12 protein-coding genes are annotated in these 13,214 nt (G+C 60.5%); 10 read left to right on the top strand and 2 right to left on the bottom strand.

From position 1 onward, the window contains the following. Positions 1-163 precede the first annotated feature (163 nt). The 9 genes from GGD50_RS05855 (at position 164) to GGD50_RS05815 (ending at position 8,785) form a co-directional block, all read left to right on the top strand. Complete coding sequence (locus GGD50_RS05855) at positions 164-1,060, top strand: dienelactone hydrolase family protein (RefSeq protein WP_107108062.1); 897 nt, start codon at positions 164-166, stop codon at positions 1,058-1,060. Positions 1,061-1,198: 138 nt separating this feature from the next. After that, a complete protein-coding gene (tpiA, locus tag GGD50_RS05850) occupies positions 1,199-1,969 on the top strand; it encodes a triose-phosphate isomerase (protein WP_107108061.1) in 771 nt (256 codons plus the stop codon). A gap of 115 nt (positions 1,970-2,084) precedes the next feature. Further along, the gene (gene secG / locus GGD50_RS05845; RefSeq protein ID WP_107108060.1) at positions 2,085-2,642 is read left to right on the top strand and encodes a preprotein translocase subunit SecG; all 558 of its coding nucleotides are present in this window, start codon (positions 2,085-2,087) and stop codon (positions 2,640-2,642) included. 144 nt (positions 2,643-2,786) lie between these two features. Further along, entirely contained in the window at positions 2,787-4,415 is a 1,629-nt protein-coding gene (gene pyrG / locus GGD50_RS05840) for a CTP synthase (RefSeq protein ID WP_107108058.1), read from the top strand. 118 nt (positions 4,416-4,533) lie between these two features. Further along, positions 4,534-4,788: a ribbon-helix-helix domain-containing protein gene (locus GGD50_RS05835; protein WP_107108057.1), complete on the top strand. Its 255-nt coding sequence runs from the start codon at positions 4,534-4,536 to the stop codon at positions 4,786-4,788. A 1-nt stretch (position 4,789) separates the two neighbouring features. Beyond that, positions 4,790-5,140: a type II toxin-antitoxin system RelE/ParE family toxin gene (locus tag GGD50_RS05830; RefSeq protein ID WP_107108056.1), complete on the top strand. Its 351-nt coding sequence runs from the start codon at positions 4,790-4,792 to the stop codon at positions 5,138-5,140. Positions 5,141-5,247: 107 nt separating this feature from the next. Next, on the top strand, positions 5,248-6,297 hold the full coding sequence (locus GGD50_RS05825) for a HoxN/HupN/NixA family nickel/cobalt transporter (RefSeq protein ID WP_107108055.1): 1,050 nt from the start codon (positions 5,248-5,250) through the stop codon (positions 6,295-6,297). Between the two features lie 87 nt (positions 6,298-6,384). Beyond that, positions 6,385-6,912: a FecR domain-containing protein gene (locus GGD50_RS05820; protein WP_107108152.1), complete on the top strand. Its 528-nt coding sequence runs from the start codon at positions 6,385-6,387 to the stop codon at positions 6,910-6,912. Positions 6,913-6,925: 13 nt separating this feature from the next. Then, positions 6,926-8,785: a CHASE2 domain-containing protein gene (locus GGD50_RS05815; RefSeq protein WP_107108054.1), complete on the top strand. Its 1,860-nt coding sequence runs from the start codon at positions 6,926-6,928 to the stop codon at positions 8,783-8,785. A gap of 19 nt (positions 8,786-8,804) precedes the next feature. Here GGD50_RS05815 and GGD50_RS05810 read toward each other — a convergent pair whose 3' ends face one another. Beyond that, positions 8,805-10,703, bottom strand: coding sequence for a TPR end-of-group domain-containing protein (locus tag GGD50_RS05810; RefSeq protein WP_181316046.1), 1,899 nt, complete (start codon positions 10,701-10,703; stop codon positions 8,805-8,807). 446 nt (positions 10,704-11,149) lie between these two features. Here GGD50_RS05810 and GGD50_RS05805 point away from each other — a divergent pair, with 446 nt between their 5' ends. Next, positions 11,150-12,025, top strand: coding sequence for a LysR family transcriptional regulator (locus GGD50_RS05805; protein ID WP_181316045.1), 876 nt, complete (start codon positions 11,150-11,152; stop codon positions 12,023-12,025). 31 nt (positions 12,026-12,056) lie between these two features. Here the strand turns inward: GGD50_RS05805 and GGD50_RS05800 are convergent, their stop codons facing one another. Next, entirely contained in the window at positions 12,057-13,145 is a 1,089-nt protein-coding gene (locus GGD50_RS05800; protein WP_107108051.1) for a citrate synthase/methylcitrate synthase, read from the bottom strand. Between the last annotated feature and the right edge of the window lie 69 nt (positions 13,146-13,214).

Below are 13,214 nucleotides of genomic sequence, written 5' to 3'. Positions count from 1 at the left end.
CAAAATCACCGCAATTGCCGTCAGTTTCGCGAATCACCGTGATTCTGCCAGAAACGATGCCCGAGCGCGATGGCACCCCGATAACGGGGCAAATTCGGAAAAAAGATTTGCGTTGCCGGGCGGCGAATGGCAAGCCCGTGGGCCTATCGAGGGAAGTGTCCGCATGCGAATGTCCACAGCTCATTTGTCGATTTTAGCCGCAATTGCGGCGTTTTTGCCGTTGGCAACCGCGTCGGGTGCCGCTGCGGAAGCGCTGAAGCCCTTCAAGGATGACCTGTTTTCCAATCAGACGGTCCTCGAAAGCCATGACAACGGTGCTTTTCAGACGATCGACTATCAGGAAATGCGCGACATCAACGGCCGCGACGAGGTGCCGGAACGGCGTGTCAAGCCGGCTTACGTCGCAACCGGCGTGCGCTGGAAAGCGCAGCAAGACGAGACCTTGCCGCTCGGCAACCGCAAGCTCGATGTCACCCGCATCGGCCCGGCATCCAAGCAGGCCTTCACGGTGATCTTCATCCACGGCCGTGGCGGCGACCGCAGGCTGGGGTCCAACGACTTTACGTTCGGCGGTAATTTCAACCGGCTGAAGAACCTCGCCTACAACAATGGCGGCACGTACTACGCGCCGAGCGTGAAGAGCTTCGATAGCGACGGCGTCGCCGACATCGCGGCCCTGATCCGCTATTCCTACGAGCAATCCGGCGGCCGGCCCGTCATCCTCACCTGCGCTTCGATGGGCAGCTTCATCTGCTGGGGCATCACGCGCGACGCCGAAAGCGTCCAGCGCCTGAAGGGGATGGCGATTTTGAGCGGGGTCACCGATCAGGATTTCGTCAAGAGCGCCTTCTACAAGGCGAAATTGCCGATCTGGTTCACCCATGGCAGCAAGGACCCGGTCTACGCCGCCACTGACCAGGAAGCCCTGTTTGAAAAACTCTACAAGACGCATTACCCGACGCGATTCACGCTGTTTGCCACCGGCAACCATGGCACGCCGGTGCGGATGACCGATTGGCGAAAGGTGCTGAATTGGATCATCGATCCACAGCCGTCATAATTCTTTTCGGAAAAATTTCGGCTTATTTTCAAAAGAGTGATCTTTTTAAATGGTTTGAATTCGTTCCGACTGCTTTCAATAACTTTTCTTTCCGTCCCAGTTTTGTTAGTGCGGCAGAGAGGTGAGAGGAAACGCGGAATGACAGATAAAATTCGACCGCTCCTGGCGGGAAACTGGAAGATGAATGGCACCCGGGCCAGCCTGGACCAGATCAAGGCAATCGCCGAGGGTGTGAAGGCGCCGTTATCCGAGAAGATCGACACGCTCATCTGCCCGCCGGCAACCTTGCTTTATGTCGCAACGGCACTCTGCGACGACAGTCCGCTGGCGATCGGTGCGCAGGACTGCCATCAACTGGTCAGCGGCGCGCATACCGGTGACATCTCCGCTGCGATGATCGCCGATTGCTTCGGCACCCATGTGATCGTCGGCCATTCCGAGCGTCGCAGGAATCACGCCGAAGGCGACGCGCTGGTGCGCGCCAAGGCGGAAGCAGGACTTGCGGCTGAACTTACCACCATCATCTGCATCGGCGAGACTGCCGACGAGCGCGATCAAGGCCAGACGCTGGATGTGCTCAAGCGCCAGCTTGCCGCTTCGACACCCGACGGCGCAGTCTCGGAAACGACCGTCATCGCCTATGAACCCGTCTGGGCGATCGGCACGGGCAAGGTTCCCACTTCCGCCGATGTCGAGGAAGCGCATGCTTTCATCCGCAAGGAGCTGGTAGCGCGCTTCGGCGGCGACGGCGAGAAATTCCGTCTCCTCTACGGCGGCTCGGTCAGTGGCGCGAATGCGGCAGATCTGCTGGCGGTCGCCAATGTCAACGGTGTGCTGGTCGGCGGGCAAAGCTTGAAAGCCGTCGACTTCCTCGCCATCTATGGCGCATTCGAACGGCAGTTCGCCTGAAGGTTTCACTTGCCGGAATTCCAGTCTTAAAAGGACTTGGAATAGGCGAGAGCCTCATGTAAAGAGCCGCGAGCTTTTCTTTTTGATGCCCGCGCCCGTGGGCAGGACTGGACCTATGCAAACCGTACTGCTTGTCATCTATCTCATGGTTGTCATCGCCCTCATCGGCGTGGTGCTGATTCAGCGCTCGGAGGGCGGTGGCCTGGGCATTGGCGGCGGATCGGGCTTCATGTCCGCGCGCGGCACGGCCAATGCGCTGACCCGCACCACGGCGATCCTCGCGGCACTGTTCTTTGTACTGGCGCTGGGGATGAATATTTACTCGCGGTTCGAGGGACGTCCGACCGACATTCTCAACCGTATTCCGAGCACCGCGGGCCAGGGTAACGGCATTCTCGATTCGCTCGGCGGCCAGAAGGGCGCAGCACCGGCAGCCGGCCAATCCCAGCCGGCCAACAATAACGGCGTTCCGAACAGCGGCGCGGTTGCTCCGCAGTCTCAGACGACGACTCAACCGGCTGCGACGACAACTGAGCAGGCCCCGGCCGCTACGGCGACCCAGCCCGCAACCACGACCACGACGCAGCCTGCTCCGACCACCGGTCAGCAGACGGCGCCCGCGACGACCACAACGCCAGCCCAGAGTGGCAACGGCGTTCCGACCGGCCAGTAAGCCCGGTCATCGACTATCATCCTCCGGCAGATCTTCGGATCTGCCGGTTTTGTTTTGTCAACATTCCGCGTTCTGTGTCCAAAATTCCGGAAACGAATTTTAGGGCTGGCGGAATCATTTGTTAAAAGGTATCCGGTGACTCCCATGGCGCGATATGTATTCATCACTGGCGGCGTGGTTTCTTCCCTCGGAAAAGGAATTGCGGCCGCGGCTCTCGGAGCGTTGTTGCAGGCCCGTGGTTATCGGGTCCGCCTGCGCAAACTCGACCCTTATCTGAACGTGGACCCGGGCACGATGAGCCCGACCCAGCACGGCGAGGTCTTCGTGACCGACGACGGTGCGGAGACCGACCTCGATCTCGGCCACTACGAACGCTTTACCGGTCGTTCGGCCACCAAGACCGACAACATCACCACCGGTCGCATCTACAAGAACATCATCGACAAGGAACGTCGCGGCGACTATCTCGGCGCCACCGTTCAGGTCATTCCGCATGTCACCAACGAGATCAAGGATTTCGTGACCGAAGGCAATGACGACTATGATTTCGTCATCTGCGAGATCGGTGGCACAGTCGGCGACATCGAAGCCATGCCCTTCATGGAAGCGATCCGCCAGCTCGGCAACGACCTGCCGCGCGGCACGGCGATCTATGTTCACCTGACGCTGATGCCTTACATCCCGGCTGCCGGCGAGCTGAAGACCAAGCCGACGCAGCATTCCGTGAAGGAACTGCAGGCGCTCGGCATTCATCCCGATATCCTGCTGGTGCGCGCCGACCGGGAAATCCCCGAGGCCGAGCGTCGCAAGCTTTCGCTGTTCTGCAACGTCCGTCCTTCGGCCGTCATCCAGGCGCTCGACGTCGCCAACATCTACGATGTGCCGATGGCCTACCATAAGGAAGGCCTCGACAACGAAGTGCTGGCCGCTTTCGGCATCGAGCCGGCGCCGAAGCCGCGGCTCGAACAGTGGGAAGAGGTCTGCAACCGCATCCGCACGCCGGAAGGCGAGGTAACGATCGCCATCGTCGGCAAATATACCGGCCTCAAGGATGCCTATAAGTCGCTGATCGAAGCGCTGCATCACGGCGGCATCGCCAATCGCGTCAAGGTCAAGCTTGAATGGATCGAGTCGGAAGTCTTCGAAAAGGAAGATCCGGCGCCGTATCTCGAAAAGGTCCACGGCATTCTCGTGCCCGGCGGCTTTGGCGAACGTGGCTCCGAGGGCAAGATCCATGCGGCCCGCTTCGCCCGCGAGCGCAAGGTGCCGTATTTCGGCATCTGCTTCGGCATGCAGATGGCTGTCATCGAGGCGGCCCGCAATCTAGCCGGCGTCGATCATGCGTCCTCCACCGAATTCGGTCCGACCCAGGAACCGGTCGTCGGCTTGATGACGGAGTGGCTGAAGGGCAACGAACTGCAGAAGCGCACGGCATCCGGCGATCTCGGCGGCACGATGCGTCTCGGTGCCTATAAGGCGGCACTGAAGAAGGGCACGAAGATTTCCGAAATCTACGGCTCGACCGACATTTCCGAGCGCCATCGCCACCGCTACGAAGTCAACATCGACTACAAGGAGCGGCTGGAAGATTGCGGTCTCGTCTTCTCCGGCATGTCGCCGGACGGCGTGCTGCCGGAAACGATCGAATACCCCGATCACCCCTGGTTCATCGGCGTTCAGTATCACCCGGAACTGAAGTCCCGACCGCTCGAACCGCACCCGCTGTTTTCGAGCTTCATCGAGGCGGCGACGGAGCAAAGCCGACTGGTTTGATAATGATGGAAGGCCGATCCATGTCTTTTGCGGATCGGCCCCCTTTCCCAAATTTTGTGTCAATTATTGGCATTATGTGCTACACGCTCCCTTCAGTTAGAGACCGACGGAGTGCGATATGGCATCGGAAAATAGCATTCACGTGCGGGTAAGCGGCCAGTTGCAGGCCCACATTCAACGGCAAATCGGCGAGAACGGTCTCTATGAAAATGCCAGCGAATATATTCGGGCACTTATTCGCCGCGATCTGGAAACACGCGCCGAAGCCTGGGAATGGCTGCGGGACGAGCTGGAGCCCGCCCTGCGGGCCGATGAAAGCGAATTTGTCGCTGTCTCCGCCGAAGACGTAATCCGCCGCAACCAATCGCGTTAGCATGAACGGATATTTGTTCTATTCTCGGGCGGATGCAGCTCAAAACCGCATCTGGATCGATACCGCTGAGCGATGGGGCGAGCCTCAAGCAAATAAATATATCCTAGGGCTTCATGCCCACTTGGAGCAGCTTTCCAAAGCAAAAGCTCTTTGGCGCAGGCTACCAAAAAATTTGGTCGCGCCTGCCGATTCCGAGACATCGATATTTTTAAGCCGGTACGAGCGGCATTACATATTTTTCCGAGAGCTGCCGAGCGGCAAGATCGGCGTGATGAGCATCCTGCACGAAAGAATGGATTTGCCGGTCAGGCTGAAGGAAGATCTGACCAGCATTATCGCCAGGCCTCGCTAGCCCGCTGGTTTTCCGCACTGCAAAAAGCCCCGCCGCTACGTCATTTGACTGTCGCGTGGTCCCCATTTCCGTGGCACTTTGCCGGTCAGCATAGTGGGAACAAACGTATGATGCTCAATCCATTTGACGATCGGATGGAACGGTCGAAAACCAAAATTGCCGTCACCTATATTGTTCTGGTTGCGTTCAATGTCGCTAGCTGGGCTTGGGCATGGGCCGCCTTTGCCGATAGGCCGTCGCTGTTGGGTACCGCATTTCTCGCCTATATGTTCGGCTTGAGACACGCCTTTGACGCAGACCACATTGCGGCGATCGACAATGTGGTGCGCAAGCTGATGCAGGAGGGAAAACAGCCCTATGCCGTCGGCTTTTTCTTCTCGTTGGGGCATTCGACGATTGTGGTGCTTGCGTCTGTTGTCATTGCCGCGACGGCGGCTGCGATGCAGAGCAAGCTCGATTCCTTCCATGATATCGGTAGCGTTATCGGCACGGCAGTCTCGGCCGCGTTCCTGCTTCTCATCGGCATCGCCAACCTGTTCGTGTTGAAGGGCGTGTGGTCGGCCTTCGATCGCGCACGAAGGGGTGAGAGGATTGTTGAGGAAGACCTCGATGCGTTGCTGACCGGCGGCGGTTTGCTGGCGCGCGTGTTCCGCCCGATGTTCAAGGTGGTGAGGCGGTCCTGGCACATGTATCCCATCGGCTTTCTCTTCGGTCTCGGCTTCGATACGGCGACCGAGATCGGCCTGCTCGGCATTTCCGCAGCGCAGGCGGCACAGGGCATGTCCTTCTGGACGATTCTCGTCTTCCCGGCACTCTTCACCGCCGGCATGTCGCTGATGGACACGAGCGACAGCATATTGATGACCGGCGCCTATGGCTGGGCTTTCGTCAAGCCGATGCGCAAGCTCTGGTACAATCTGACAATCACCGCGGCTTCGGTTGTCGTTGCCGTCTTCATCGGCAGCATAGAGGCGCTGGGGTTGATCTCCGACAAGCTCGGCCTCGAAGGCGGCGTCTGGAGCTTCATCAGCGACCTCAACGACAATCTCGCCAACTTCGGCTTCGCTGTCGTCGGCATCTTCCTGTTGAGCTGGCTGATTTCGACCATCCTCTACAAAGCCAAGGGCTACGACAACTTGCAGATTAACCGCTCCTGACGCATCATCACTTCCTACGGATTTATATTGCTGCGGCTGGAATTTAGGGGCCAGCCGCCACACGTATATTTCATGGGGGGCACAATCATGACCCAGACAAACCGTTTTCTCGGCGCAGCCGGAGTCGTCGTTCTGTGCGTGATCGGGACCGGTTCGGCCACCGCACAAACCGCCAGTTGTTCGCTGCGACCGGCGGTCAGTGCTGAACGCCAGACGCTGAATTGCGAGCCGGGCCTCAGCATCACCATCGAGCGCGGGGCGAGCTACCGGTTTGCCGACCGCAATCGCGACGGCCAGGTGGATGCTATCGTGCTCAACAGCAAGGCGGCGCTGGTCGATGTCGACAGCAGCCGCATCAAGGGCGGGTTCGAAGTGGTGACGCCGCAGGCGATCGCTGCGGTGCGCGGCACACGATGGGCAGTCGACGCGGCGCGTGGCAAGACATCCGTGCTGGTGCTGCGCGGCCGCGTCGCCGTGAATAAGGTTTCAACCGGACAAGGCGTTACGCTAGGGCGCGGGCAGGGGGTCGATGTCGATCACAGCCGCGGCCCCTTGCATGTTACGAGTTGGGGGCAACCACGCATAAACGCGCTGATGGGCCGCCTCGGCCAGTGAGATCCTGATTCCCATGCGCAGACCACCGCTGCAGACGTTGATTGCGCTCGTCTTGACCGCCGTCTGGGGTGCGGGTCTCGGCATCGCCCATCTGCGGGGCGACATTCCTTTTATCGATGGTGCCGAGGCGACGCTGACCAATCTCAGGAATGTGCTCGGTGGCAGCCGGCAGCCGCCCGATGTCGTTACGATCGTCGCCATCGATGATGAGGCGTCGCGGCAAGCCGGCCACTACCCGCTGCCCCGTGCCACGCTTGCGAAAGTCATCGATGCCATCGCCGTGCTGAAGCCGAAAGCGATCGGGCTCGACATGCTTTTGGTCGATCCCGGCGCGGAGGCTGACGATGCAGCGCTGGCGCAATCACTGAGACAGACCAACGCCGTGCTCGCCGTCGCTGGTATCTTTCCCGAAAGTCGCCAGCGCGTTGCCGACGAAAGCAAGGAGCCGCTTGCGCGCGTGCCCAGCGCCCTGCAATTCCTGGAGCCGCAGCCGCGGTTTGCGCAGGCGGCGACCTATGGCGTCGTCAACGTCCAGACCGACAAGACCGGGACGCCGCGTTTCGTGCCCATGCTGTTTCGCAGCGGCGAGCGGATCGAACCGTCCTTCTCGTTGCGCGTCGTTTCCGCCGCGACCGGGGAGCCTGCGACCGTCATTTCCGATCGCATCAAGCTCGGCGACCGTCAGGTGCATACCGACACCGGCTATCTGATGCCGCTCTCCTTCTACGGTCCTCGTGGTACGATCCGCACCATCGGCGCCAGCGCGGCCCTGACCGGGCAATTGCCGGAGGATGCGATTAGGGACCACATCGTCGTCATCGGCGCGACCGTCACCGGCGGCGGCGACGTCTTCCCGACGCCCTTCGATCCGGTCCTGCCGGGCGTCGAGGTCATTTCCACATCGATCACGCATCTGATCGCCGGGGACGGATTGGTCCGTGACCACAATGCGCGCCTCATTGATCTCGGCTTCGCCATAGGCCTGCCCGTCGTTCTTGTCGGACTGCTGGCCTGGCGGCGCAACACCATCGGCCTGATCATGGCGCTCTGCGTCGTCCTTGCCTGGCTGGCGGTCAACATCAGCGCCTTCAAACACGGCATCTGGCTGAGTGCCGCCGTGCCGATCGCAGCCGCGATGCCGCCGGCGCTGCTGTTCGGCGCTGCGCAGCTCTGGCTCGGCCGCAAACAGGCCCGGCATTTCGCGCAGCAGAGCGAGCTTCTGCAGCGTATTCAAGCGCCTGGCCTTGCCGAACATCTTGCCCGCGATCCCGGCTTCCTGGCGGAGCCGGTGCGCCAGGAGGCGGCCGTGGTCTTCATCGATCTCAACGGCTTCACGGGTCTCAGCGAGGCGATCGGCCCAACGGCGGTGCGCGAACTGCTGAACGGTTTCTACGATCTCGTTGACGAGGAAGTGACGGCCTGCGGCGGTGCCATCACCAGCTTCATGGGCGATGGCGCCATGATCTTGTTCGGCTTGCCGCAGCCGAAGGGGGACGATCCTGCCAATGCGGCAAGCTGCTGCATTCGCCTGGCTGACAGAATGAGAGGCTGGTTTGGAACGCTGCCGGAGGCCATGACATCTCGCATCGGCTTCAAGATCGGCGCACATTTCGGCACGATCGTTGCTTCCAGGCTCGGCGCTCACGGCCGCCAGCAGATCACGGCGACCGGCGACACCGTCAATGTCGCCAGCCGCCTGATGGAGGTAGCTGCCCGCAACCATGTCGAGATCGCATTCAGCAACGATCTGCTGCAGTCGGCCGGACGCGATAGCGCGCCCTATACGGAAGGCAAGCTCGATGGTCCGATCGACGCAAGCCTGCGCGGCCGTGCCGGCTCCCTGACCGTCTGGCTATGGCGCAGCCGAACATGATCCCGAAAAGTGCGGCGCTCTAACACAGAGCTTCGTCTTCGCTGGATACTCTTTCCTCTGCCGAGGCATGCCCAACGTTGAACCTCTCGAACATTTTCTGGAATCGCGGCGAGTCACGCAGCGAATCCAGATCGGAATCATTGCTGAACCAGAGCACCTGATAGGCAGAACTCATGGGCAGCAATCTCTCTAGCAGGTCCAGCGCCGCATCGCGATCACCGAGCACGGCATAGGCGCAGGCAACATTGTATTGAGCGCAGATGTCGTCCGGATCAATCGTGAGGGCACGCACCGCCCATTCCCTGGCGCGCCCGGCCTCGCCAAGGTGGGCAAGGGCGATGGCGCCGCGGTGGGCGGGGCCTGAGTTTTCCGGGTTGAGGTCCAGCGCCCGTTCCGCACGCTCGATGCCTATCCTTGCCCAGTATTCCAGCTCTTTCGTCTTTCCGAGCGAGCGAAAGGCGCTGATGAGATGCACGGGGGACAGGTAGTCGTCGGTACGGATGGTCGCCGCGCGCTCGAAATAGCGCACGGCTTCCTCGAACCGGCCATGCATGAACAGGAAGCGGCCATAATGGAAATTCGCCTCGTACAGGTTCGGCTGCAGCGCCATCGCCCGTGCGAAGGCCGCCGTCGCCTCCTCGTTCAGGCCGCTCTGATGCAAGGCCAGGCCATGCGAAGCGTAGGCCTCAGCCAAATCCGGATCGAGTTCCAGTGCCTTGGCGCTCATCGCCATGATGCTTTCCAGCGGATATTCGCGCGGGCTCCAGTCCCGCAACGCCGAGTCGCAATCCGCGATGCCGGCATAGGCGCGGGCGTAATCCGGGTCCAGCTCGACGGCCTTCAGGAACATGCGCCGCGCCAGAAGCAGGTAAGACCGGGTCCAGGCATGCGAAAACTGCCGGCCCCGGAGATAGTAGGTATAGGCTTCGATATTGGCGGTCGGCTCGCTCTCGATCGCCTTCTTCTCCTCCGGCTGCAGCTTGATCTTCAGTTGATCGACGATCGCATGGGTAATCTCGTCCTGGATCGTGAAAATATCGGTCAGATCGCGATCGAAACGACCGGCCCAGAGATGCGCGCCGTTGCGGGCGTCGATAAGCTGACCGGTGATGCGGACGCGCTGAGCCGCCTTACGGACGCTGCCCTGCAAAACAAAGTCCGCGCCGAGTTCCTGCGCGATCTGCTTCACCTTCACCGACTTGCCCTTGTAGGTGAAGACGGTGTTGCGGGCGACGACGTTGAGGCCCGAAATCTGCGAGAGATCGGTGATCAGATCCTCGGTAATTCCGTCGGAAAAATATTCCTGTTCCTGGTCGTCGCTCATGTTGACGAAGGGCAGGACCGCCACCAGCCGCTTGCGGCCATCCCGGGCCGGCAAGGCGACGACCGTTGAGGTCGTCGGTGCACTGAGAGAAACGGTATAGACGCGGACGCTGTGGGCAATGTTCTTCAGGGAATGCTCGCCGCGATCCTCGAAGGAAACGCCGAGACGCGAACCGACATGATCGCGCACCGAGCCGGAGACGGCGATGCCGCCCGGCTCGGCAATGGCTTCGAGACGAGCCGCCAGATTGACGCCTTCACCAAAAATGTCGCCATCCTCGACGATGACGTCACCGAGATTGATGCCGATACGCAGCTCGATGCGGCGGTCCTGCTGCGCGCTTTCGTTCCGCGTCAGCATATCGCGCTGGATTTCGGCAGCGCAGGCCACCGCATTCACGACGCTCGAAAATTCGACCAGCATGCCGTCGCCGGTGTGCTTGACGATGCGCCCCTTATGTTCGGCGATCCTTGGGTCCAGAACTTCGGCGCGATGCTTCCTGACCGCTGCCAGCGTGCCGGCCTCGTCCATTCCCATCAAGCGGCTGTAGCCCACGATGTCGACAGCCAGAATGGCAGTCAGTCGGCGCTCCAAGTGCCCCCCGAATTCATCCTGTGGTCTAAGGCTGCAGTTTACGCCGATATTGTCACAATGTCGTGCGTAGCGTTCCATATTGCACCATGGCAGTTGGAAAACATTTAGGGGGCGCAGATAGCACCGAATCAGGCCAAGAAGCGAGCGGTCTTTGTGGCTAGTCCCTTTGTGGTAAGGGCTATAATTCCACCATTTTCGCTAACTCAAACTACGCAAAAACCCACATATTTGGCGGCATATGCGTCATTTTTCGTTTTATCCGCGCCACAAGTGAATGATGAAAATCACAAGCAGGCAGGCAGGAAAAGACTGAGCGCGGACCACTGCGACAGGCTTCGATAGCCATGAAGGGCCGATCTTCATTTTGCAGTGAAGAGATAGGCGAATAGCTGCCATCAGAAAAACGAATATTGAATGGCCGATGTATTAGCGTTTATAATGCGGATATGGCTAGAAACTTCGATATCGCCCTCATCAGAACTTTTGCCGCAGTTGCCGATCACGGCAGCATGACGGTTGCCGCCAATATGCTGCACATGACGCAGAGCGCCGTAAGTCAGCAGATCAAGCGGCTGGAGGACATGCTAGGCTGTGCCCTCTTCGAACGGGAAAATCGCAGATTGCGGCTGACGGATGCGGGCGAACGACTGCTTGGCAACGCCCGCCGGCTGCTGATCCTCAACGACGATATCTGGGCCGATATGACGGAAACCACCGTCGAAGGCAGCGTGCGGCTCGGCGTCCCCCATGATCTCGTCGGGACGGTTTTGGCGCCCGTGCTCAGATCCTATGCCGAACGTCATCCGCAAGTCGAGATTTCGCTGGTCTGCGGCTCATCGCCGGAGCTGATGCAGGCACTCAATAACGGTGCAATCGATCTCGGTGTCATCGAGGAGCCGCTCGGCACCTCCAAAGGCGAATGCCTCAGCATCGACCGGCTGGTCTGGGTCGGCGCGAAAGCGGGTGCCGCTTACCGAAAGGATCCGCTGCCGATTTCGATGGTGGCCGATACCTGCGCTTTCCGGCCATCGGTTTTCGCGGCGCTGCGGGACGACGGGCGGCGCTGGCGCACCGTGTTTGAGAACGGCAATATCGAGGCGACGACGGCGACAGTGCGCACCGACCTTGCGATCACCGCCTGGCTTGCCTCTACTGTCCCTGCCGATCTCGATATTCTCGGCGCGGGCGACGGCCTGCCGGATCTGCCTATCTTTTCCGTCAGCCTTTATTTGTCCAAAAGCGAAGCGACGCCGCCCGCAACGGAACTTGCCCGCCATATCCGCGAGGGACTGATGCGGCCGCGACAGGTGGCAGCCGCTTGAGGAGCGATTCGGCCGGTTGGCCGCTTCTGTATCAGGCCGCTTTTGGCAAAGGCCCGACGTAACGTGACTGCGGGCGGATCAGGCGACCATCGAGCATCTGTTCACGCGCATGGGCAATCCAGCCTACTGTGCGGCCGATCGCAAAGACGCCGGTGAAGGCATTGCGCGGGAAGCCGAGGGCATCGAGCAGCAGGGCGGTATAATATTCGACATTGGTTTCCAGCGGGCGGTCGGGCTTGCGCTCCTTCAACAGCGCCAGAGCCGCGGCTTCGATCGCCTCGGCGAGCGCGATGCGGCCGGCATCGGCCTGACCGCTCGCAAAGATTGGCCGCAGCGCCGTCTTCAGAGCATCGGCACGGGGATCACGGACGCGGTAGATGCGGTGGCCGAAGCCCATCAGCCGCTCTCCATGGTCAAGCGCCTGCGACAGCCACGCACGCGCATTCTCCGGCTCGCCGACCGCATCCAGCATATCGAGTACCGGGCCGGGCGCGCCGCCATGCAGCGGTCCCTTGAGAGCGCTGATCGCAGCCAACACCGACGAGGTCAGGCCGGCATGGGTCGAGGCGATGACGCGAGAGGCGAAGGTGGAAGCATTCAACCCATGATCCGAGATCGTCACCAGATAGGCGTCGAGGCCGGCAGTCTGCTGCGGTGTGGGACGTTTGCCAGTGAGCATGCGCAGAATATCAGCGGATTGAGATAGGGAGGCATCTGGCTTGATCGGCTTTTCACCATTCTGAAGACGCAGCACGGCAGGCAGGAATACCGCCGGCGCAGCCATCAAACGGATGGCGGTGGCAAAATCATCGCCGTCTCCGATACGAGCCAGTAGCGCGCGCATGGCTTCCACCGGCGGCAGAGAAAGCAATACCGTGTCTGCCGCTTTGACATGTGCGAACAGTTCTGCACGCGCGGCGCCTAGTTGCGTTCGGATGCTTACGGCATCGGCATGTTGCTCGAACAAGCCGTCCAGCAGCAGCGCAGCGACATCCTCAAAGCGGCTGGTCGCGACCAGATCGTCCAGCGACACACCGCGGATGATCAGCCGGCCGGCGGCGCCATCGACGTCGGACAGCTTGGTTTCGGCAGCAATGATATCTTCGAGACCACTTTTCATCACTATTCTCCTTTGACTATCCGCTTAGATCAGTCCTATTTTCATTGACGTCAATCTTGATGCAATTGA

This window comes from Martinezella paranaensis (genome assembly GCF_014200235.1).
Classification (GTDB): Bacteria; Pseudomonadota; Alphaproteobacteria; order Rhizobiales; family Rhizobiaceae; genus Rhizobium; species Rhizobium paranaense.
The sequence above is the reverse complement of the archived record's forward strand: the minus strand, read 5'-3'. Positions and strand labels throughout refer to the sequence as shown.

Coding starts and splice junctions, on each gene's coding strand:
- GGD50_RS05855 (WP_107108062.1), top strand. CDS start 164: ATGCGAATGTCCACAGCTCATTTGTCGATTTTAGCCGCAATTGCGGCG.
- tpiA (WP_107108061.1), top strand. CDS start 1,199: ATGACAGATAAAATTCGACCGCTCCTGGCGGGAAACTGGAAGATGAAT.
- secG (WP_107108060.1), top strand. CDS start 2,085: ATGCAAACCGTACTGCTTGTCATCTATCTCATGGTTGTCATCGCCCTC.
- pyrG (WP_107108058.1), top strand. CDS start 2,787: ATGGCGCGATATGTATTCATCACTGGCGGCGTGGTTTCTTCCCTCGGA.
- GGD50_RS05835 (WP_107108057.1), top strand. CDS start 4,534: ATGGCATCGGAAAATAGCATTCACGTGCGGGTAAGCGGCCAGTTGCAG.
- GGD50_RS05830 (WP_107108056.1), top strand. CDS start 4,790: ATGAACGGATATTTGTTCTATTCTCGGGCGGATGCAGCTCAAAACCGC.
- GGD50_RS05825 (WP_107108055.1), top strand. CDS start 5,248: ATGATGCTCAATCCATTTGACGATCGGATGGAACGGTCGAAAACCAAA.
- GGD50_RS05820 (WP_107108152.1), top strand. CDS start 6,385: ATGACCCAGACAAACCGTTTTCTCGGCGCAGCCGGAGTCGTCGTTCTG.
- GGD50_RS05815 (WP_107108054.1), top strand. CDS start 6,926: ATGCGCAGACCACCGCTGCAGACGTTGATTGCGCTCGTCTTGACCGCC.
- GGD50_RS05805 (WP_181316045.1), top strand. CDS start 11,150: ATGGCTAGAAACTTCGATATCGCCCTCATCAGAACTTTTGCCGCAGTT.
- GGD50_RS05800 (WP_107108051.1), bottom strand. CDS start 13,145: ATGAAAAGTGGTCTCGAAGATATCATTGCTGCCGAAACCAAGCTGTCC.